Annotated in this window: 18 protein-coding genes and 1 tRNA gene; 10 read left to right on the top strand and 9 right to left on the bottom strand. The window is 54.8% G+C overall.

The window, feature by feature from the left end; all coding sequences use genetic code 11:
* Positions 1-195 precede the first annotated feature (195 nt).
* Together FFI90_RS18780 and FFI90_RS18775 are read right to left on the bottom strand one after the other, a co-directional pair.
* The gene (locus FFI90_RS18780) at positions 196-630 is read right to left on the bottom strand and encodes a PaaI family thioesterase (RefSeq protein ID WP_144780294.1); all 435 of its coding nucleotides are present in this window, start codon (positions 628-630) and stop codon (positions 196-198) included.
* Entirely contained in the window at positions 627-1,097 is a 471-nt protein-coding gene (locus tag FFI90_RS18775) for a PaaI family thioesterase (protein ID WP_144780293.1), read from the bottom strand. Before FFI90_RS18775 ends, FFI90_RS18780 begins: the two co-directional genes overlap by 4 nt.
* A 142-nt stretch (positions 1,098-1,239) precedes the next feature.
* On the opposite strand from FFI90_RS18775, the gene FFI90_RS18770 reads away from it, so the two are divergent.
* From FFI90_RS18770 to FFI90_RS18755, 4 genes are all read left to right on the top strand, one after another.
* Positions 1,240-2,481 (top strand): M48 family metalloprotease, encoded by a 1,242-nt coding sequence (locus tag FFI90_RS18770; RefSeq protein ID WP_144780352.1) that lies wholly within the window; start codon positions 1,240-1,242, stop codon positions 2,479-2,481.
* 171 nt (positions 2,482-2,652) lie between these two features.
* Positions 2,653-3,198 (top strand): hypothetical protein, encoded by a 546-nt coding sequence (locus tag FFI90_RS18765; RefSeq protein WP_144780292.1) that lies wholly within the window; start codon positions 2,653-2,655, stop codon positions 3,196-3,198.
* Complete coding sequence (locus FFI90_RS18760; RefSeq protein ID WP_144780291.1) at positions 3,198-4,385, top strand: iron-containing alcohol dehydrogenase; 1,188 nt, start codon at positions 3,198-3,200, stop codon at positions 4,383-4,385. Before FFI90_RS18765 ends, FFI90_RS18760 begins: the two co-directional genes overlap by 1 nt.
* A 175-nt stretch (positions 4,386-4,560) precedes the next feature.
* Positions 4,561-5,343 carry a substrate-binding periplasmic protein gene (locus tag FFI90_RS18755; protein WP_144780290.1) on the top strand — a complete coding sequence of 261 codons (783 nt, stop codon included), beginning with the start codon at positions 4,561-4,563 and terminating at the stop codon, positions 5,341-5,343.
* A 31-nt stretch (positions 5,344-5,374) separates the two neighbouring features.
* On the opposite strand, the gene FFI90_RS18750 is transcribed toward FFI90_RS18755, so the two are convergent.
* Positions 5,375-7,861 (bottom strand): ABC transporter permease, encoded by a 2,487-nt coding sequence (locus tag FFI90_RS18750; protein WP_144780289.1) that lies wholly within the window; start codon positions 7,859-7,861, stop codon positions 5,375-5,377.
* Complete coding sequence (locus tag FFI90_RS18745; RefSeq protein WP_144780288.1) at positions 7,861-8,580, bottom strand: ABC transporter ATP-binding protein; 720 nt, start codon at positions 8,578-8,580, stop codon at positions 7,861-7,863. The genes FFI90_RS18750 and FFI90_RS18745 overlap by 1 nt, the downstream gene beginning before the upstream one ends.
* 58 nt (positions 8,581-8,638) lie before the next feature.
* Between FFI90_RS18745 and FFI90_RS18740 the strand changes: the two genes are divergently transcribed.
* Complete coding sequence (locus tag FFI90_RS18740) at positions 8,639-9,268, top strand: arylesterase (RefSeq protein WP_144780287.1); 630 nt, start codon at positions 8,639-8,641, stop codon at positions 9,266-9,268.
* Positions 9,269-9,271: 3 nt separating this feature from the next.
* Here the strand turns inward: FFI90_RS18740 and FFI90_RS18735 are convergent, their stop codons facing one another.
* Positions 9,272-10,237: a YheT family hydrolase gene (locus FFI90_RS18735; protein ID WP_342779394.1), complete on the bottom strand. Its 966-nt coding sequence runs from the start codon at positions 10,235-10,237 to the stop codon at positions 9,272-9,274.
* A 73-nt stretch (positions 10,238-10,310) separates the two neighbouring features.
* On the opposite strand from FFI90_RS18735, the gene FFI90_RS18730 reads away from it, so the two are divergent.
* A tRNA-Asn gene (locus FFI90_RS18730) sits at positions 10,311-10,386 on the top strand.
* Between the two features lie 5 nt (positions 10,387-10,391).
* On the opposite strand, the gene FFI90_RS18725 is transcribed toward FFI90_RS18730, so the two are convergent.
* On the bottom strand, positions 10,392-11,681 hold the full coding sequence (locus FFI90_RS18725) for a M18 family aminopeptidase (protein WP_144780286.1): 1,290 nt from the start codon (positions 11,679-11,681) through the stop codon (positions 10,392-10,394).
* 136 nt (positions 11,682-11,817) lie between these two features.
* Between FFI90_RS18725 and FFI90_RS18720 the strand changes: the two genes are divergently transcribed.
* Positions 11,818-12,303: a hypothetical protein gene (locus FFI90_RS18720; protein ID WP_144780285.1), complete on the top strand. Its 486-nt coding sequence runs from the start codon at positions 11,818-11,820 to the stop codon at positions 12,301-12,303.
* 106 nt (positions 12,304-12,409) lie between these two features.
* On the top strand, positions 12,410-13,018 hold the full coding sequence (locus tag FFI90_RS18715) for a porin family protein (protein ID WP_144780284.1): 609 nt from the start codon (positions 12,410-12,412) through the stop codon (positions 13,016-13,018).
* 30 nt (positions 13,019-13,048) lie between these two features.
* On the opposite strand, the gene rlmKL is transcribed toward FFI90_RS18715, so the two are convergent.
* On the bottom strand, positions 13,049-15,223 hold the full coding sequence (rlmKL, locus tag FFI90_RS18710) for a bifunctional 23S rRNA (guanine(2069)-N(7))-methyltransferase RlmK/23S rRNA (guanine(2445)-N(2))-methyltransferase RlmL (RefSeq protein ID WP_144780283.1): 2,175 nt from the start codon (positions 15,221-15,223) through the stop codon (positions 13,049-13,051).
* 318 nt (positions 15,224-15,541) lie between these two features.
* Between rlmKL and rmf the strand changes: the two genes are divergently transcribed.
* On the top strand, positions 15,542-15,754 hold the full coding sequence (rmf, locus tag FFI90_RS18705) for a ribosome modulation factor (RefSeq protein ID WP_144780282.1): 213 nt from the start codon (positions 15,542-15,544) through the stop codon (positions 15,752-15,754).
* Positions 15,755-15,911: 157 nt separating this feature from the next.
* Here the strand turns inward: rmf and FFI90_RS18700 are convergent, their stop codons facing one another.
* Positions 15,912-16,928, bottom strand: a complete 1,017-nt coding sequence (locus tag FFI90_RS18700; protein WP_144780281.1) for a quinone-dependent dihydroorotate dehydrogenase — start codon at positions 16,926-16,928, stop codon at positions 15,912-15,914.
* Between the two features lie 427 nt (positions 16,929-17,355).
* Between FFI90_RS18700 and FFI90_RS18695 the strand changes: the two genes are divergently transcribed.
* Complete coding sequence (locus FFI90_RS18695; RefSeq protein ID WP_144780280.1) at positions 17,356-18,516, top strand: cation diffusion facilitator family transporter; 1,161 nt, start codon at positions 17,356-17,358, stop codon at positions 18,514-18,516.
* Positions 18,517-18,541: 25 nt separating this feature from the next.
* Here FFI90_RS18695 and FFI90_RS18690 read toward each other — a convergent pair whose 3' ends face one another.
* The gene (locus FFI90_RS18690; protein ID WP_144780279.1) at positions 18,542-20,041 is read right to left on the bottom strand and encodes a RimK family protein; all 1,500 of its coding nucleotides are present in this window, start codon (positions 20,039-20,041) and stop codon (positions 18,542-18,544) included.
* Positions 20,042-20,092: the final 51 nt, after the last annotated feature.

Here is a 20,092-nt window from a genome sequence, read left to right as displayed (position 1 = left end):
TTATTGCTCCTGCGTCGCAGTGAAAGTCCTGGGCTGGCCGTCCTTGGCCAGCCCGTGAAGAGCTTTCGCTCTTCACCCTTGGCTCCGTACGGTTTTGGAAAGCCCTTCGCTCCCGCGTCATCCGACTTGGGAACTAGTCATGCTGGAAAAGTGGGGGCGTGCCGGGGCATTTCAAGCCCCGGAGTGGAAAGCGGATTAGTCTTCTAACAAGAAGTGCGCTCGTGCGGTCGAGATGGGCTTGGAGCGAGACTTCTGCCAGGCGGTGATCATTACGTTTGCTACGCGGTTTCCCTGGCGGGTGAGCTGGCACTCTGCGTAGGTTTCGCGGTCGAGACCGGCGCGCAGGTAATCCAGGGAGAAGTTGACGATGCGCGGCATGCGGATGGTTTCCTGAGCCAGCATGAGGTAAATCGCAGCTGACAGTTCCATGAAGCCGCCGATCACGCCGCCGTGGATGGACGGCAGGATCGGGTTGCCCAGATTTTGGTCTTTTGCTGGCAGGCGGAAGATGAGGTCATCGCCGAACTGATCACATTGCAAACCGATAAAAGATGCGTAGGGAATGCTGGTGATCAATCGGGAGAAATCACCGGTGTCGCGGGTGTAGCGCAGAATTTCCGGATCGGTCATACCGGGCCTCCAGTGATTTTTTCGCGATAGGCTTTTGGCAGCGCGTCGGGGCCGATGCGCATGAAGGTCCCCACGCAGTTTGCGACGGTTTCGCCACCTTCCTGATAGGCTTCGCATCGGGTGAATATGATGTTGCGGGTCATTTTGTAAACTTCGGCGCGGGCATACACGGGCTTACGTGGCTCGGCTGGGCGCATGTAGTCGACCCGCAAGTCCAACGTTGGACACAGCTCGAAAACATCCATGGCGCCCAGCATGACCGAGCCGGATGTGGTGTCCATCAGTGTTGTGATAGCGCCCCCGTGAATAACGCCGGTATCGGGGTTGCCGATGATGCGATCACTGTATGGAAGGCACAGGGTCAGGCTAAACTCGGTGGTCTCTATAACAGACAACCCAAGCTCTCTGGCCTGGTTGAGTGTTTCGATAAACCGGGTTACCCGGTCGGCTCGGATTTTATCGTCCATTCAAAGCAAACCTGTGGTTCGAGTGTTGGTTTTGCGCCGCCGGTATTTAAAGCCGGCTGCAGCCGTGCAATTATACGTTTCTGCCATTTAATTACAGGAGTCGAGAGTGACTAACGCCGTCTTGCTACGCTATTTCCCGGTTATGGCGCTTATGCTGCTGCTTGTCGGGTGCTCTGTAAACCCGGTAACCGGCGAGAGGCAGCTTTCCCTGATTGGAGAAGGTCAGGAGCTCGCCATGGGTGCCGAACAGTATACGCCCACTCAACAGACTCAGGGCGGGCAATTCTACATAGATCCTGAGCTGACGCTATATGTCAGAGAGGTTGGCCAGAAGCTGGCCAAGGTGAGTGACCGCCCCGACCTACCCTACGAATTCGTGGTTCTGAACAGCAGTGTCCCCAACGCCTGGGCACTTCCCGGGGGCAAGATTGCCGTGAACAGGGGCCTGCTGACCAAATTTGACGATGAGGCACAGCTTGCTTCTGTACTTGGGCACGAGATTGTTCATGCGGCCGCGCGACACAGTGTTCAACGCATGCAACAAGGGATGCTGATAAGCGCTGGCGTGGCTGGTTTGGGTTTTGCGCTTTCGGATAATGAATGGGCTGGCCTGCTTATGGGTGGCGCTGCGGTGGGGGCACAGCTTGCTCTGGCGCAATACGGCCAGGGAGACGAACTGGAATCAGATCATTACGGCATTATTTATATGAAGGAAGCCGGTTACGATCCACAAGCGGCCGTGGAACTTCAGGAGATTTTTCTGGAGCTGTCCAAGGGCCAGCAAGCGGGATTTGTAGATGGCCTTTTTGCTACTCACCCACCTTCAGCCAAGCGTGTTCGGGAAAACAGCGAACTGGTCGCGGAGATAGGCGCCGGTGGCTACCGCGGAGCAGACGTCTATAAAAAGAAAACCGCTACTCTACGCGCGGTTCAGCCCGCCTACGATGCCCACGACCAGGCCATGGAGCTTGCCTCGAATGGCGATATGAGCGCGGCGCTTGATAAAGTCAACGAGGCCATCAAATTGCTGCCCCGTGAGGCCATGTTCTACTCCTTGCGCGGGCGCATCTATCAGGAACAAGACAAACATGACAAGGCCTCGGCTGATTTCGACAAGGCGGTGTCCCTGTACCCCGAAATGTTTATGTACCGCCTGCACAACGGCTTGTCTGCACTGAAGCTCAACAATCTCGATAAAGCCCGGGAAAATCTGTCGCGGGCCAATGAGGTCGTACCCACTTCAATTGCCTTCCTGCGCCTGGGAGACATTGCGGTGAAAGAAAACAACCTGAAGGAAGCCGTCGCTTATTACAGCACAGCAGCGGAATCCACTGGCGCTGTTGCTGAAGAGGCCCGGCAAAAGCTGGCCGCGCTTACCCAGTAAAGCCCGGAAATGATAAGTCCAAAAAGGCCGAAATCCAGCAGATTTCGGCCTTTTTTCATTTGCGGTCATTAGTTCGCAGGTGAAGCACAGATTTAACGTCATTATGGACATTGACTTCTAGAGCAATAACTCTAAAAATCAGATATCAATAACCAGATTCAGGTGAAGGACATGTTAGCAAAACGTATCCAGCCTATGGCCTCTCAGGCGCGACGTCTGTATGTAGAGCTGATGTTCCAGGTTATGGGGCGGGCTCTTCAGGCGGTCAGTGAGGTTGATAGCGAGGTGCAAGCAGAAGCGAAAGCGCTGCCGAAAGGGTTCCTGTTTGAAATGATGGTGATGCCCGACGGCTCGAAACTGATTGTGGAACACGTCGGCGAAGGCCGCTTCCACTACCATGGCGATTCGGCTCCCCGACCGGTGGATGTTTCTATCCGGTTCAAACATCTTGCTCACGCCTTTCTGGTTCTGTCGTTCCAGGAGAAAACCTCCGTCGCATTTGCCAACGACCGCATGCTGGTAGATGGCGATGTGAGCTATGCAGTGCGTATGACCCGCGTGCTCAACCGGCTTGAGTCCTTCATTCTGCCGAAGATCATTGCCAAGCGCGCAGTGAAAGAATACCCGGAAAATCTTCAACTCCCGGAAAAACTGATCAGTGCCGCCCAAATTTACCTGAAGGTTGCCACTCACTTTGTCCAGTCAGCGAGAGCATAATGACCAACACTTACTATGAGTTCTTCTGCCCGGTTAAGGTTATTGCCGGCAAAGCCGCCCTTGAACATATTCCTTACGAATTGACCGGGTTGGCGGCCAAGCGCCCGATGATCATAACCGACAAGGGCGTTCGTGCCGCGGGCCTGCTGGACCCCGTGATCGCAGCTTGCGAAGAGAGCGGTCTGGACATCATCAGCATTTACGACGATGTGCCGCCGGATTCCTCAACGACTGTCGTTCGTGATATCGCCGCTATTTACCGTAAGGAAAAGTGCGATTCCATTATCGCCATTGGGGGTGGCTCAGCCATCGACACCGGCAAAGCGGTGAATATTCTGGTTTCTGAAGGCGGTACGGACATTGCCAAATACACGGGTGCTGGCGTGATCAAGCAACCGCTCAAGCCGTTCTTTGTCGTGCCCACAACCGCAGGAACCGGTTCGGAAGTCACTTCTGTTGCGGTGATTACAGACGAGAAAAAAGGCGTAAAACTGCCTTTCTCTTCATCTTTCCTGCTGCCCAACGCGGCGATTATCGACCCGCGCATGACGCTGACGTTACCGCCCCACATTACGGCAGCAACTGCTATGGATGCCATGACCCACGCGGTTGAATCCTTTACCTGCATGGCAAAAAATCCGCTGAGTGATGCTTACGCCACGGCGGCGATCAAGAAAGTCAGCCAGTCGCTGCTGCAGGTCATGGACAACCCGAAAGACAACGACGGCAGGCTGGAACTGGCACAGGCATCCACTATGGCGGGCATTGCGTTTTCCAACTCCATGGTTGGATTGGTGCACTCCCTTGGCCACGCTACTGGCGCTATCTGCCACTTGCCCCATGGCATGTGCATGAGCCTGTATTTGCCCTACGTACTTGAGTACAACCTTGAAACTATTCGCGAGCCGCTGGGCGAGCTGCTGCTGTATCTGGAAGGGCCTGAGATATACGCCGCCACGCCTGCCAGCCGCCGCGCGGAGGCCAGCATTTCAGCTCTGCGTAAGCTACGGGACGCGCTTTACAAGCGTTGTCAGCTGCCACGCACACTGAAAGAAACAGACAAGGTGACCGAAGACCAACTCGACGCTATTGCGGAAATGGCTCTGGACGACGGCTCCATCATGTTCAATCCAAAAGAGGTAACTCTGAAGGACGCCCGTGCGGTTCTGCAGCGCGCCTGGGCCTGAAACACCTGAGTTCAGCGAACAGGGCCCTTAACAGGGCCTTTTTTTTGGTCACAGAACATTACTTTCAAATCCTTGAATTTGTCGGCCAACCGGGTAACATTATTGGTTTTTCTGGCAGGAATAGAGCCGGATCAGTTCTTTCAAGGACAGCATTCCCCGCAGCGAGTCTCTTTTGATGAAGCATCAAAAACTTCGTTGGTTCACCGATTCCTCAAGCCGCTTTGTCTGCGCGCTCTCTTTGCTCGCCTTATCGTTGTGCGCAAGCGCATCCCCCGAGAGCAACCAGAAGGTATTTCGATTCAACATCTCCCCGAATGGTTATCCGCCCTATATGATCGTGGGTCAGAATGAACCCTCCGGTATTATGTGGGACGTGGTTGCGCTGATTTCGGGGCGCCTTGGGTACCAGATTGTTGCAAAACAGGTTCCCCGCAAACGCGTTGACCAGATGTTGCTGGATGGCTATATCGACGGCACCTCACGGGCTGAGGAATGGACACACCAACCAGAAAAATTCCTGTTTACAGAACCGGTTGTGGAGGTTCAGGAAGTATTCTTTACGCCCAAAGACGCCGGTAAGACATACCATTCACCCGAAGATCTATTTTCCAAAACGTTAGTAACCCACCTCGGTTACATGTATCCGGCGCTGGAACCGCACTTTGAGTCTGGTGCGATCAAGCGTTTCGACGTTTCCCGGGAAAGAGACATGTTTATCTTTTTACTTCACGGTGATCGCTTTGACGCGGCAGTAGTCAATCTACTGGTGGGCAAGTGGATACTGAAAAACGAAGGATTGCAGGGGCGGTTTACGATCTCGTCCGGGGGAATAAGTTCCTACGGTTTCCGCGTGATGCTGCGCAAGGAAAGCCAGGCTTTTGCAGACAAGTTCAACGCTGAGCTTGCGCGTATTCGCGAGAACGGCGAACTGAACGCCATTCTCGCAAACTATCGGTAAGCAGCCATAGCCGCTTACCGAAATCTACGCTTTACTCGAGCCGCCGCAGCAGAAGCATCGGTGAAACGCTCAACACCGGCCTCAACTGCCAGCGTCCGAACAATGACAGTACCACCGCGCTGATGATCGGTATAGGCAGAACAACTTGCCAATGCCAGCTGAAGGCGCCTTCAAACATCCGGAACTGCAAAGCCCACACGGCAGCTTCAGCCGCCGCGACTCCGAGAATCCCCGCAAATGCACCAAGAAGTGCAAACTCCAGCATGGTGCTGCGCACCAGCAGGCTTTGGCGACCACCCAGCGTACGCAAGAGCGCCCCTTCCCTTTGACGATCCTGTAGCGTGGCGCTGACAACTGCCGCCATCACCACCAATGCCGCTGCCAATATCAGCACAAGAATCGCTTCTATAGCCTGGGTAACCTGGCGGACGATCTCCTGTATACGCTCGATAACGTTATCAATTTCAAGCAAGGAAACGGTCGGGAAGCGCCGGGAGAACTCATTCAGCTCGCTTTTACGATCTCGGGGAAGGTGAAAGCTGGTTATCCAGGTGGCAGGCATATTGGTAAGGCCACCCTCCGGTGGGAAAGCCATATAGAAATTGGGCTTCATACTATCCCACTGCACCGTGCGAATGCTGGTAACGGTTTCGGTGACCTTGTCAGAACCAATGGTAAACGTAAGTTCATCGCCCAGCACCAAACCAAGCTTGCCTGCCAGTTCTGCCTCTACGGATACACCGTCCTTTTGACCCTCCTCAAACCAGCTGCCTTCCACAATGGAGTTGTCAGCTGGAAGCGAGGGCATCCAGGTCAGGTTCAGTTCCCGGTTAAGAGCCCCTACCCGTTGGTCTTTACTCACCACTTCTTTTACTGGCTGACCGTTCAGTTCCGTCAGCCGGCCACGCACCATGGGGTAGAGCTGATCCAAAGGCTGACCACGCTCTTCCCAGTAGCCGGCAACCTCGTCCACCGCATCCGGGGCAATATTGATCAGGAAGTGATTGGGCGCATCGTCGGGAAGCTGTGCTTGCCAGTCGTCCAACAGGGAGGTGCGCACCAGTATCAACGTAGTCGCCAGCATGAGCGTCATGGCGAACACCGCAATTTGCGAGAGACTGGCGCGGCGATGGCGATAAAGGCCAACCAGCGCCAGGCGCCAGGCGTGTCCTCCACCGCGAACCTTTCGCAGTGTTGCCACAAGAAGCCAGCCCAGTACGCCAAGAGCGCCCAGCAACAACGCAAGGCCGCCGAGCAGGGCGATCACGAGTGACAGCTCCCCCGCGTACAGCCACACAAGGCCGAACACAGCGACGATGGCAATCAGCATATCAGGCAGGGCCTCTCTCCCTGTCTCTCCTGGCTGACTGCGTAATACGCGCATTGCCGGCACGTTTCTGAGGCGCCGAATGGGCGGATAGGCAAAAGCAAACAACGAGACCAGAGCAGTGAGCAATGCCGGCGTGAGCGCGGATGAGTCGAGCAGGAACTCCACCGGCCTGTCCAGAGCCTCGCTCAAGAGGCGGGTGAGCAGCCAGAACAGTGGCACGGCTACCAGAAGGCCTCCGATCATACCGGTCACCCCCCAGAGGGCGAGGCGTTTCAGATAGAGCTGTCCGATCCCGGAGCTGCCGAGACCCAGAGTTTTAAGCAAAGCGACGGTATCGCGCTGGGATAGCGCGTACTGCCGGCTGGCAACAGCCACCGCCACAGCCGCCAGCAAGACCGCCAGGCTGCCTCCCAGAAGCAGAAAACTTTCAGCCCGATCAAGTGATCGTGAAAAGGTTTCGCCATCGCGAACGCCTTCCCACTCATGACTGGGCCCCAGCTGCGGCTGAAGCCATTGGTAGTAACCTTCAAGCGCCGCATCGTCGCCGGCAAACAGATAAACGTATTCAACCCGGCTGCCTTCCTGGATAACACCAGTGGATGCTACATCATCCACGTGCATCATCACCCGGGGCGCGAGAGCGGAAAGGCTGAACCCGCCATCTGGCTCACGCAGCAATAAGCCCGACACAGTCAGGTTACGGCTGCCTACTTCAAGAGTGTCTCCGATCTGAATATCCAGCAGCCGAAGCAGCCTGGGATTGATCCAGACTTCACCCGGTGCGGGCCCGTTCTGCACCTGTACCCGAGAGCCTTCCGAATCCCCCTGAATTTCCAGCTCGCCGCGCAACGGGTACTCATTGCTGACCGCCTTTATGGATACAAGCTGAAAGGCATCGGTGCCAAACACCATGGTGGAAAACTCCACCATGCGACCGGTTTCAAGCCCGCGTTCCAAAGCTTCGGTGACCCATGGCTCTGGTACGGGGCGACCGTTTTCTGCTTCCAGCTGCCGATCTGCAGCCAGGAAAGAGCTGGCAGACGATACCAGGGTGCGTTGCAGCTGGCTGGCGAACAGGGCAATGGTTGCGACCGTGGCTACGGCAATAATCAGTGCCGCTAGCACCACACGCACATCGCGCTCACGCCAGTCGCGGCGTACAGACATCAGCTTTTTTGCAGCAGCCATCAGTCAGCGAGCTCCCTTTCGTTAACCGGTTCGGTCAGCTCGCCCGCTTCAATATGGAACTGTCGGGCGCAACGTGCGGCCAGCTGTTCATCGTGGGTTACCATCACCAGCGTAGTGCCTTGCTCCTGGTTCAGGGCCATGAGCAAATCCGAAATTTCCTGGCCTGTGCGGTTATCCAGGTTGCCGGTAGGCTCATCGGCAAACAGAATGGCGGGGTCGGAAGCAAACGCCCGGGCAATGGCAACCCGCTGCTGCTCGCCGCCCGAAAGCTGTCGTGGCGTGTGGACAAGTCGCTCACCAAGGCCTACCCGCTCCAGCAGTTCGCGGGCGCGCTTTTCTGGTGCTTCCATGCCCGCCAGTTCCAACGGCAGCATCACATTTTCCAGAGCCGTCAGGGCCGGTAGCAACTGGAATGACTGGAACACAAACCCGACTCTGTGAGCACGCAGCTGGGCCCGTTCATCTTCGCTCAGTTGACTGATAACGGCGCCGTCCAGCTCAACATTGCCTTCGGTGGGGGTATCAAGGCCGGCGAGCAACCCAAGCAAGGTAGTCTTGCCAGAACCAGAGCGGCCGACAATGGCTACGGATTCTCCCCGATTGATTTCAAGACTGACCCCCTTCAAGATCGTCAACGTATCGGTTTCAAGGCTGACGCGGTGGGTCAGGTTTTCAACGCGCAGCATCGGGCGCTGGCTATCAGGGTTTATAGTCTGCATTTTGTTTACGGGGCTCCCGGAAAAAGCACGTTCATTTATCAAGGTATACGGATTGTTTATGCATAGAGCACTGCTGTATTTCAGATCAATTGCCTTTCTTCTGGTGGCGTTCATTGCCATGCCAGTGATGGCTAGCCAGCAAACGCTTCTGGTTGTCGGTGACAGCCTCAGTGCCGCTTACGGCGTACCGTCAGAAACAGCCTGGGTGCAACTCTTGCGTGAACGCTTGCAAGGCAACGGCCTTGAAAACTGGAACGTGGTGAATGCCAGCATCAGCGGCGAAACCACAGACGGCGGTGTTCGCCGATTGCCTGAGTTACTTGAGAAGAATAATCCCTCCGTGGTTATTATCGAGCTGGGTGGTAACGACGGCCTTCGCGGCTTTCCCCCCGGCGTCATCAAATCCAACCTCGCGTCAATGGTTGAGAGCGTTCAGAGCTCAGGCGCCCGCGCCATTCTGGTTGGTATGCAGATACCCCCGAACTACGGCCAACGTTATACACAGTTGTTTGCCGACATCTTTCCAACGCTTTCAGACAACTACAACACCGCTCTGGTTCCCTTCTTTCTGGACGGGATCTACGACAAAGCAAACCTGATGCAGGGTGACGGCATTCATCCTACGGCCGAGGCTCAACCCAGGCTGCTTGAGAATGTATGGCCGGTACTCAAACCACTCCTTGAATAAACATCACACCACGCCCTGCAGGAACGCGAGGGCCCGGCGCTCAGACCAGTAATACCCGCCACGGCCATGCTCCACAAATCCGACATGGCCTCCCCATTTCGGTGCATCGAGGCGCACGTGTGCCCCAAGCACAGTGGGTGACTCGGGGAAGCACTTTGCGGACAAAAACGGATCATCGGCTGCATTAACCATCAGCGCAGGTACCCTTACATCTTTCAGCCTGCTCAATGCGGAACACTGGGCCCAGTATTCAGTGGCGTCTGCAAATCCGTGCAGCGGAGCTGTGTAGCGGTCATCAAACTCGTGAAAACTCTGAATGGAATCGAAACCGGAAACATCAATAAGACCGGGAAACTTCCGTGCTTTTTCGTCCATTTTTACACGAAGATCCTTCAAAAAGCGCTGCATGTAGATCTTTCGGCTGCGCAAAGCCAGCATATCGGCACTGCCCGCAAGATCGCAGGGCACCGAATAAGCCACCGCCCCGCAGATTCGGCTGTCAACGCGCTCACCCTGTTCACCAAGATACAGAAGTGTAAGATTCCCCCCCATGCTGAAACCCGAGAGGAACACTGTCTGGTAACCCTGTTCCAGGCCATGGTCAACAACCTGGCGCAGATCTTCGGTGGCGCCGCTGTGATAAAACCTCGGTTGCAGGTTCATAACACCTCCACAGGAGCGGAAATTCCACGCCAAAACATCCCAACCCTGTGCCAACAATGCTTTTGTCAGCCCCAGTACGTAGGGTCGTCGGCTATGACCTTCCAAACCGTGTGAAACGATGGCCAGCCGACTGCTGCCCTGGCGATGCCAGTCCAGATGCAGCTCATCGTTGTCGGCTGTCGGAAGCACTTCTGTTACTGGATCCGCCACTTGAACCTTGCGAAACAGTACCGGCCATACAGACTGAACGTGACCACTGCGCAGCCAAGGAGGCGGACGATATTGATGAGCCATACTGGAGTACAAAATTTGACCTTTTATATCAGGGGGTTGACCAGCTAATGCAAAGCGCTTACTATGCCGCCCGACTTGACGCTGTTCCCCGATAGCTCAGTTGGTAGAGCAACGGACTGTTAATCCGTTTGTCGCTGGTTCGAGCCCAGCTCGGGGAGCCATTTAGTCAAAGCACCTGCTCACGCTGCATGAATTCTGCCAACACGCGGAACATCGTGAAGCCATCCTCAGTACCAATCAGTTCGCGAATAGAATGCATGCCGAACTGGGGTACGCCAATATCCAGTGTTGTCACACCCAGATTTGCTGCCGTCACCGGTCCAATTGTGCTGCCGCAACCCATATCGCTGCGCACCACAAACGTTTGGTGTGGCAATCCCAGCTCGTCACTGATATGCCGGTAAACAGCGGCTGAACGGCTGTTGGTTGCATAGCGCTGGTTATGGTTCACCTTGATGACCGGGCCTTTATTCAGGATGGGGCCATGATTTTCATCGTGCTTGTCCATATAGTTCGGGTGCACGCCGTGGGCATTGTCTGCCGAGATCATCATGGAACGGGCAATGGACCTGGCCTTGCCTGCGCCACACCAGCGATCCAGAACCGCTGTCAGAAATGGCCCCTGTGCGCCTTCGGAGGACATGCTACCCACTTCTTCATGGTCGTTGCAGACCAACAGCGCCGCTTCATCGCCGGAGGCATTCAGCAAAGCCTGCAGGCCAATGTAACAGCTCAGCAGGTTGTCCAACCGGGCGGAGGCGATGAAGTTATCACGCAACCCGACAACCGATGCAGCCTGGGCATCGTAGAAACTCAACTCATAGCCGAGGATCTTGTGAACTTTGGCGCCGGATTCACGGGCAATCTGCTGAGCCAGAAGCTCATTGAAACTGGTGGCGTCGTCTTCCGGAACCTGCATCAGTACAGGAGGAAGATCTGTCTGGGGATTCACTGTGCGACTGCTGTTGGCTTCCCTGTCCAGATGGATCGCGAGGCTGGGAATGAAGGCTACAGGTTTGCGGAAATCAACCAGTGTGTCACTGACCTTGTTATGGCCGTCAAGAAAGGTCACCCTTCCCGCCAGCGAGAGATCCCGATCAAACCAGGGATTCATCAGAACACCGCCGTAAACCTCAACACCGAGCTGGAAGAAGCCTTTGCGGCGCAGCTCCGGGTTAGGTTTTACTTTCAGACACGGGCTATCGGTGTGAGCACCTACCATGCGGATACCGGATGCGGAAGCGTCTCGGGCGCCGGTACGAAATGCCACGATTGAGGAACCGTTGCGAATGACGTAATAACTGCGATTCCGGTCAACAGACCAGTCGTCCTTTTCATCCAGCTCTTCGAAGCCGGCCGCATCGAGCTGACTTTTCATGGTCGCCACAGCATGCCAAGGCGTCGGTGATGCGTTCAGAAACTTCAGTAAACCTGTGTTGAATTCAGCGCGTTCCATGGTGTCCCTGATAGAATGATAATTATCGCAATAGTATGGCACGAAGCCTTGATACCTCATACCGGGTCAAAAGACATTACTCGCCCGCACCACGAATCCTGAGCTTACTTGCCCCCCTCATCGAACGGAGCCCGACATGCCTGCACCCAAATTTCTCGACATTGAATACTGCCAGACCGACGACGCCCTGTTCCCGATTGCCATGGCCTGGTCGCTGGAAGATGGCCAGATGAAAAACGTAGTGATTGCCCCGGCGGATGAATGGCTGCCTGAAGACGGCGATCTTGGCGATCTGGACCTGCTTTACCTTGAAGAACAAGGCGTTCCATTGATCGAGCTCGTCCATGAGCTGCACCAGGATCTGCCCGACCAGACGGTCTACGTTGATGGGCTGGACCCAGATGAGATCCTGGTGGATATGATTTTCAGCGTTCTGGAGCAAGATGCACCGTTTGAAATCGCCCCGATTACCGACCTGATCACCAACATGAGCAGCGATGCCCTGGAAGACCGTCGCCGTCAGCTTCTGTTCGAGGCAGGCCTCGAGCCACAGCTACCGGAAAACGGTGTATACGCCCTGCTTTTGATGGCGCAGGAAGAGGGCCTCTTTGACGATAACTGACGCTTCTGCCGAAGCGACACAGGAAGTGTGACACGGGTCGACGTAACAAACGGTTACACAAGGCAAACTCAGCCCGTAACCGCTCACGTCAGGATGCCCGATAACAATGAACAAGGTCGTGCGAACGTACCAGATACTTACACTGGTGCCGGCTTGCCTACTCTGTGCCCAAGCCGCCCAGGCCCAGGAAACGCCCCGGGAAGACAGACACTATGCAGGCCTGCTGGTAACGGCGTTCAACCACCGGACCATAGGCTCCTTCTCAAATGAGACTGCCACCGGAAGCGGTGGAACCTTGATTGCGGGCAGCCATATCAACCATTTATTTCACGCTGAGCTGCGAGCAGGAGGAGGTTTCAGGGATGCAGAGGTATCAGGAAGCGACCTGACCCTCTCTGTCGATTACTTTGCCAGCTGGTACATCGGCCTGCATTACCCCATTACAGACTACGCCAACGTCTATGCGCAAGGCGGGTTTTCCTTTGTTCACGGCACCGCCGACATCGCCAATACAGACGAAAAGCAGAACGCCGAGTTCCGCGACCTGGAAGGCGACTTTCCCGGCAGCAGCTTCGGTATGAGCTATGTGGTCGGTATGGATATTGAAGTGTTGAGCGACACCTATCTTGTATTCGAGGGTGGAAAACTGTTCAAAGACACCAGCACAGACATTAATACCTTTCAGTTTTCCACCGGACTCAAATACGAGTTCTGACGCGCACGGCGGCAGCCCCGTACCAAAAGACTACGCGCTTTGCCGAATGTGCCAGCACCGGTGAATCCGCGCGTTGCGCTGAAAATCCTTATCAAGAGTGCTGGCACTCACTTCCTTAATCTCAAACTCAGCGGCCAGATCTTCATCCAGTTTGAAGCGCCGGAAGTTATTGGAAAAAATCAGCAAACCATCTGAACTCAACCTCGACATCGCCTGCCGGATCAACTTTGCGTGGTCCTTCTGTACATCCAGAACGCCAGCCATACGGGCCGAGTTGGAGAAGGTTGGCGGGTCCATGAAGATCAGATCATAAAGCTGATCGGGCGTTGGCCTCGCTGCCAGCCATGCCAGACAATCCAGCTGCTCCACCTTATGCTTGCGGGGATCTGCCCGGTTAAGTGCCAGGTTATCCTGTGCCCAGCCCACGTAGGTTTTTGACAGATCCAGACTCAACGAGCGACTGGCGCCGCCGGCGACCGCATGAACAGTCGCCGCGCCGGTGTAACAGAACAGATTCAGGAAGCGCTTGCCCTGGGCGTTCTGCTGGATCCAATGGCGCACAGGGCGATGGTCCAGGAACAACCCGGTATCGAGATAATCTTTCAGGTTCACCTTGAGTGTGACGCCGTGCTCCTGCACCTGAAAGAACTCTCCGCTGACGTCCTGTTTTTCGTACTGACTGATGCCAGCCTGGCGCTGCCGCTGCTTGCAGACCATTTGATCCCGTTCAATGCCCAGAGCCTCTGGAATAACCGCCAGAGCTTCAGCCAGGCGGTCCCGTGCGGAGCGCTCATCAATCGATTTGGGCGCGACGTATTCCTGCACGTGGACCCTGCCCTCATAGATATCGATCGCCAACGCGTACTCCGGCATGTCTGCATCGTACAAACGGTAGCAGCTTATTTGCTGCTTACGCGCCCATTGACCTATCGTCTTCATGTTTTTCTTCAGCCGGTTGCGCAGCATATCGGCACGCTCTTCGTTCGCAATCCGGGGCAGAACTTCACCCGGCGCTGCCGGTTCCCGAGGCGTGCGCACACTGGCTTCGTCTATGGTAAACAGCAGAAGTTGCGCAGGCAGTTTGCCATTGAACAGCTTGTACTGCTTAAAGCTGCGCAAGCCAATGGATTTGCCGAACTCCGGGGCACCGGTAAACACGCCAAGGCGCCAACCTGGCGCAGCCTTTTTCACAGCATCGCCAAGGGATTCGTACAAACCTGCAAGGGCTTTTCTGTCGCTCAGGCGTTCGCCGTATGGCGGATTTACCAGAACAAGACCGGTTTCAGCCCGGTCGTCTCCCAATGAGAGCTCTTCTATCGGTTGAGCCTGGAAATCAATCAAGCTCTCCAGACCCGCTCGCTGGGCGTTATTGCGGGCGGTAGAAATAACCCGGCTATCATGATCAAAACCCGTGAACCTGGGTACCCGGCCCTGTTTACCTTCATAGGCACGCTTTTCTGCTTCCTGGCGCAAGCGTAACCAGGCTTCAGGCTGGTGCCCAAGCCATTTTTCAAAGCCAAAGCGCTCCTGACGACGGCCCGGCGCGATATCCAGCGCCATCATGGCAGCTTCAATCACCAGAGTACCTGAGCCACACATAGGGTCTGCAAAATCGCCCCCGGCAGCCGCAATTTCAGGCCAGCCAGCACGTATCAGCAAGGCCGCTGCGAGATTTTCCTTTAAAGGCGCCAGCCCCTGTTCTGTGCGATAGCCACGCTGATGCAAGCTGTGGCCGCTGATATCGATACCCAATGCAAGCTTGCCACGATGCAGTCGGGCAGACACGGTTACATCCGGCATTTTCGCTTCTACCGCCGGGCGCTTTCCGCCGCTCATAGTGAAACGGTCCACAATGCCGTCTTTTACTCTTTGGGCCCCAAACTGAGTGTTGCGAATAGCCTCATTCTCGCCAATAAAATTAACGCGAAAACTGCCATCAACGGGGATGTGCTTCTGCCAGTCGAGGTGAACGACACCGTCGTAAAGCTCATCGGCACTCGTAGCCGCCACCTCATCAATGTGAAGAATCACTCGGTTTGCCAAGCGCGACCAAAGGCAGGCCCGATAACCGGCTTCCAGCGGGCCTTCTACCCAAGCGCCCGCTGGTGCGTTTCTCACCAGCCCGAGACCAAGCGTACTGAGCTCGTCCGCCAGAAGGTATTCAACACCCTTTGGGCAGGTTACAAAAAAGACAGATTTGGACAAGTTCAACTCCAGGTTCTCAGGCGATTCCCGGTAAGTCCCGGGAATCGCAGCGGTCATAGGTTTGGGTAATTCTTTTTATCACCTTTAGGTCTATATAATGTTATTTATAGACCAAAATGATAGTGTACTTCTGCTCAAGGTTAATATTACCTTGTAGGTGACGCGTCGTTCGAGAAGGGTAACTCCCCTTCGTTAACAGGATCCTGACTGCTCTGGCTGGAGCTGGCAATAGTGGGTTTTCCATGAATGGATTCCACATGCCATAGCCACCGCAGAAGTGTACACGCTTGTTCTGTTAATCCATTAGTGAGGAACGGCATGAAAAGACAGAAAAGAGACATGTTCGCTCGAGCATTCAAGCGGGGTTATCTCGCTGGTGTGTCCGGAAAATCCAAAGACAGCTGCCCGCTTGAACAGGCAGAGGTTCGCCAGGAATGGTTGAACGGGTGGCGTGAAGGCCGCACAGATCAATGGGAAGGCATGACCGGCGTCTCCGGTATTCATAAACTGGCAAACGTCACCACCGCGTGATGCTTGTTCAAACCCCGATATCTTAATCTGATCTTTTATTACACAGTTTGATGCAGTATTCAGAGCAACCAAAACGGGGCCACCCGCCCCGTCTAACGCGCTGATGCGCAACGGGGTTAAGCCCCGCGAGGGCCCGCTTGGCGGGCCCTTCCTCGTTTTATACCTTCCGAATCGCCTCAACGGCTTCACTGATCAGTTCCGGCCCACGATAAATAAAGCCGGTATATAGCTGAACCAGCTTCGCGCCAGCACGGATCTTTTCCGCCGCGCTCTCACCATCGGTAATGCCGCCCACACCAATAATCGGCAGATCGTCACCAAGCTCGGCATAGAGCCCCTGAATAACTCTCAGAGATGCCTCACGAACCGGAGCACCACTAAGCCCTCCCGCTTCTTCAGCATGAATGTGGCCGGCAACGGCATCGCGGCTTATGGTGGTATTGGTAGCAATAACACCGTCCAGGCCTGCCTCTTTCAAGGCTGATGCGACAAACCGGATACCTTCATCGTCCATATCCGGGGCGATCTTAACGGCAACAGGCACGTAACGGCCAAACTGCTTCTGACACTTCACCTGCTCATCTTTGATGGCATTAAGCAGACCTTTCAGGGAATCACCGAACTGAAGATCTCGCAGGCCCGGGGTGTTGGGCGACGACACGTTCACCGTAATGTAGTCAGCTCGGGTGTACACCGCTGAAATACCCTGCCGGTAATCGGACTCAGCCTCTTCATTCGGTGTGTCTTTGTTCTTGCCCACATTGATGCCCAGGATTCCCCGGTAGCTGCGCTTGTCGACGCGATCCAGCATGTGGGCCAAACCTTCATTGTTGAAACCCATACGATTAATAATGGCCTCATGCTCCGGCAATCGGAACATGCGCGGTTTGGGGTTACCAGGCTGCGCCAACGGCGTAACGGTTCCAACCTCTATGAACCCGAACCCGAGTGCACCCAGAGCGTCCAGATGGTCTGCGTTTTTATCCAATCCCGCTGCAAGCCCGACCGGGTTGGGGAAATCAAGCCCCATAACCTTGACTGGCAACGCATCTGTTTTCGGTGAAAAAGCACCCAGTACGCGCAACCGGTGCGCCAGATCCAAACCGTTTAAGGCAACAGAATGGGCCTGCTCAGGTGGTAACCGGAAAAGCAGATTGCGAATAACGCCGTACATCTGAAAGCTCCTCAATAAAATATGGCCGCGAGTATACCGGAAGTTTTCCACAGCGACCCTGCTCCACGTAAAAACGGAGCTAAACAATTGTATCGATAAGCTCCCGGGAGCTTTTCCACGGAATCTGTGGATAACCCTGTTGAAAATTGCGGGGCAACAGTGCCAATCCCTTGTGATCTGCGCCAATCTACAGATTGATCATTTTTTGATCAGTTTATTTTTCGTTATTTTTCAATGTTTTAAATAATTTTTGGTTTAAATGAAGCGAAACCTGAACGGACTGTCATTGATGCACAAGATTGCTATGATGTGCATAAATCACGCAGACAAACATAAAAATTTGCCTTGGCGGCGCTACACCAAAAGCTCCCTACCCTGGCTGATAATAAGGTTATACTGACTCTCGCCAATTGATCCGGAGTTTTTAATGCAGCAGCCCGACTCCCCTGCCCGCCGCCATCGTGAAAATCTCGCGGTGGAGATGAAAGCTGCCTCGCGGGTTACGGTTATCGGAATGATTCTTGATGCTTTTCTGGGAATCATTAAAGTCATCGCAGGCATGCTTTTTCATTCTCAGGCTCTTCTGGTCGACGGAATTCACTCTTTCACGGATGTGGCGTCCGACCTTGTTGTCCTCGGAGTGATGAAACTGTCACGTCAGGAGCCGGACGAGAACCACCCCTACGGCCATCAACGCATTGAAACCTTCGGCACCCTGGTGCTTGGCAGCATTCTGATTGCTGTCGGTGCCGCTCTTGCGTGGGAAAATACCCTCCGACTGATTGAAGGCAACATCGATAATATTCCGGAATGGCCAGTACTGATCGCCGCAGGTGTGTCTGTTGTAGGCAAGGAATGGATTTTTCGCTACACACGACATATCGGCCAAGCCATACGCTCAGACCTTATTATTGCCAATGCCTGGCACAGCCGTACCGATGCGTTTTCTTCCGCGGTGGTTCTGGTTTCAACGGCCGGCGCCATGTTGGGCTTGCTTTGGCTGGATGTGCTTGCCGCTGTAGCGATTGCGATCATCATTATTCACATTGGTTGGAAGTTTACCTGGGACAGCGTTCAGGAACTGGTAGACACCGGGCTCTCCCCTGACGATACCGAGATGCTGACAGCCATCGCCCGCTCTACCGATGGCGTTCTCAACGTACATGAGCTCCGCAGCCGGCGCATGGGGCAGGATATTCTTCTGGATATTCACTTGGTCGTGCGACCAGAAATCAGCGTGTCGGAGGGGCATCAGATTGGCATGCAAGTGGTCGCCGGGATGCGTGATGCACTGGAGAACATTCTCGACATCAACTTTCACATTGATGCCGAGAACGACGAGGATGAGTATCCAACCATCGAAAAGCTGCCCTCCCGTGCGGAAGTGACAAGCATTATTGCGGAGCATCTGGGAGAAATTCCCCAGCGTAGCCGTTTAAGACTTCACTACCTGAGAAACAAGCTGCACCTGGAGATCTTTCTGGACGAGCCTGGACCGGAGACAATTTTTACTCCGGAGAACGTCCGACACCATCTGGAAAACTATCCCTGGTTTGGCAGTGTGAGAGTGTGGGCAGCCGGCCCTTGAGCCGGCTACCAGAACCCGGCTGGCCTCAACGCCGCCGGTTCTCTTCCATCCTGGAAAGAAACTCCTGCATGATCAGTGTGTAAAGCTCGCCGCCGAGAAAACGGTCTTCAACACCCGCATCAATACTGGGGTTATCGTTAACTTCGATAACCGCAACCCGGTTTCCGGACTGTTTGATGTCAACGCCGTAAAGCCCGTTGCCAATCAGCCGCGTAGAGTTCAGAGCTGCCTGTATCACGTTTCTGGGCACTTCATAGGTGGGCATGGTTTCAAATCCACCGCTCTCACTTTCTGACTCACTGTGTTGATAAATCTGCCAGTGGCCTTTCACCATCATATACTTACAGGCATAAATCGCCCGGCCACCCAGCACGCCAATACGCCAGTCGTAGTCGGTATAGAGATACTCCTGCGCAAGGACCAGCGCCGACTGACGGAACAGGTCTTTTAGCCCTGCTCTCAAAGATTTTTCGTCCTCCGCCTTGTTCACACCCCGGGAAAAGGCACCATCCGGTATCTTGATAACAACCGGGAAGCCCAACTCCTGAATCACCTGTTCCGCAGCGTCTTTCTGGTCTTTCGAAAGAATCAGGGTTTTGGGGGTCGGTATCTTGTTATTTTTCAAAAGGTCCGCCAAAAAAACCTTGTTGGTGCACTTGAGGATCGACACTGGATCGTCAATCACCACCATGCCTTCAGCCGCCGCCTTGCGGGCAAAACGGTAGGTGTGGTGGTCGATGGCTGTGGTTTCGCGAATGAACAGGCCATCGTATTCGGGCAGGCGCATATAATCCCTGCGCGTGATCTGCTCCACATTAATACCCAGTTTGCGGCCGGCTTTTTCAAAGCGTTTCAAGGCCACCTTATCACTGGGAGGCATTTCCTCTTCCGGATTGACCAGAATCGCCAGGTCATACCGATAGCGCCGGCGAGTTCTCGGTTTACGCCAGACCATACTGCTGAAGCGGTCCAACGCTGAGGCGAAGGTATCCTGCTCCTGTTCGCTCAAGTCTGCAGGTGCCGCCGGCTTCATGGACTCAATCTGCCAGGCCTTGCGGCGCCGGAAGACGACCTCAAGAATCGGGCAAGGGAACCGATCAAACAAAGCTCGCGCCACCGGTTTGAGGTCCGAGTGTTCCGTTTGCCCGAAATAAGTTCGAATCCGGACTTCATGAGTGGCATTGCGCTCGTCACTGGCCGGATCGATGGCGGAACCTTCCGCCTCCAGCCAATTGATCACGCTGGCGTCGAGCTCTTCGAGCTCCAGTGAAAACAGGCCTTTGCGACTGAGGTCGTTGAGCGTCATGACCGACGGCACAACGTGGTGCTCGCGGGCTTCCGCCAGCAACGAGCAGTAATAGCCACGGCTCAGGTATTTGGCACTTTGGCAGAGGTTGATAACACGCACGCGACTGTTCGCCGGCGCTGAAAACTGGAGGTACTGATCAAAGCTCAATACATCTTCGCTGGGATAATACGGAGCCCAGTCTTTGGTGCGGTCCACAACGATAAGCAAACGGGACATTAAAGGCGCTCCTCCCGGGAGATAATTGCCGATATAACTCGCCGCAACAAT

Origin of the sequence: Marinobacter maritimus (genome assembly GCF_007671675.1) — a bacterium.
GTDB classification, from domain to species: Bacteria; Pseudomonadota; Gammaproteobacteria; order Pseudomonadales; family Oleiphilaceae; genus Marinobacter; species Marinobacter maritimus.
Note: the sequence above shows the minus strand (reverse complement) of the source record. Positions and strands in the feature narration are given on the sequence as shown.

Coding starts and splice junctions, on each gene's coding strand:
- FFI90_RS18780 (WP_144780294.1), bottom strand. CDS start 630: ATGACCGATCCGGAAATTCTGCGCTACACCCGCGACACCGGTGATTTC.
- FFI90_RS18775 (WP_144780293.1), bottom strand. CDS start 1,097: ATGGACGATAAAATCCGAGCCGACCGGGTAACCCGGTTTATCGAAACA.
- FFI90_RS18770 (WP_144780352.1), top strand. CDS start 1,240: ATGGCGCTTATGCTGCTGCTTGTCGGGTGCTCTGTAAACCCGGTAACC.
- FFI90_RS18765 (WP_144780292.1), top strand. CDS start 2,653: ATGTTAGCAAAACGTATCCAGCCTATGGCCTCTCAGGCGCGACGTCTG.
- FFI90_RS18760 (WP_144780291.1), top strand. CDS start 3,198: ATGACCAACACTTACTATGAGTTCTTCTGCCCGGTTAAGGTTATTGCC.
- FFI90_RS18755 (WP_144780290.1), top strand. CDS start 4,561: ATGAAGCATCAAAAACTTCGTTGGTTCACCGATTCCTCAAGCCGCTTT.
- FFI90_RS18750 (WP_144780289.1), bottom strand. CDS start 7,861: ATGGCTGCTGCAAAAAAGCTGATGTCTGTACGCCGCGACTGGCGTGAG.
- FFI90_RS18745 (WP_144780288.1), bottom strand. CDS start 8,580: ATGCAGACTATAAACCCTGATAGCCAGCGCCCGATGCTGCGCGTTGAA.
- FFI90_RS18740 (WP_144780287.1), top strand. CDS start 8,639: ATGCATAGAGCACTGCTGTATTTCAGATCAATTGCCTTTCTTCTGGTG.
- FFI90_RS18725 (WP_144780286.1), bottom strand. CDS start 11,681: ATGGAACGCGCTGAATTCAACACAGGTTTACTGAAGTTTCTGAACGCA.
- FFI90_RS18720 (WP_144780285.1), top strand. CDS start 11,818: ATGCCTGCACCCAAATTTCTCGACATTGAATACTGCCAGACCGACGAC.
- FFI90_RS18715 (WP_144780284.1), top strand. CDS start 12,410: ATGAACAAGGTCGTGCGAACGTACCAGATACTTACACTGGTGCCGGCT.
- rmf (WP_144780282.1), top strand. CDS start 15,542: ATGAAAAGACAGAAAAGAGACATGTTCGCTCGAGCATTCAAGCGGGGT.
- FFI90_RS18700 (WP_144780281.1), bottom strand. CDS start 16,928: ATGTACGGCGTTATTCGCAATCTGCTTTTCCGGTTACCACCTGAGCAG.
- FFI90_RS18695 (WP_144780280.1), top strand. CDS start 17,356: ATGCAGCAGCCCGACTCCCCTGCCCGCCGCCATCGTGAAAATCTCGCG.
- FFI90_RS18690 (WP_144780279.1), bottom strand. CDS start 20,041: ATGTCCCGTTTGCTTATCGTTGTGGACCGCACCAAAGACTGGGCTCCG.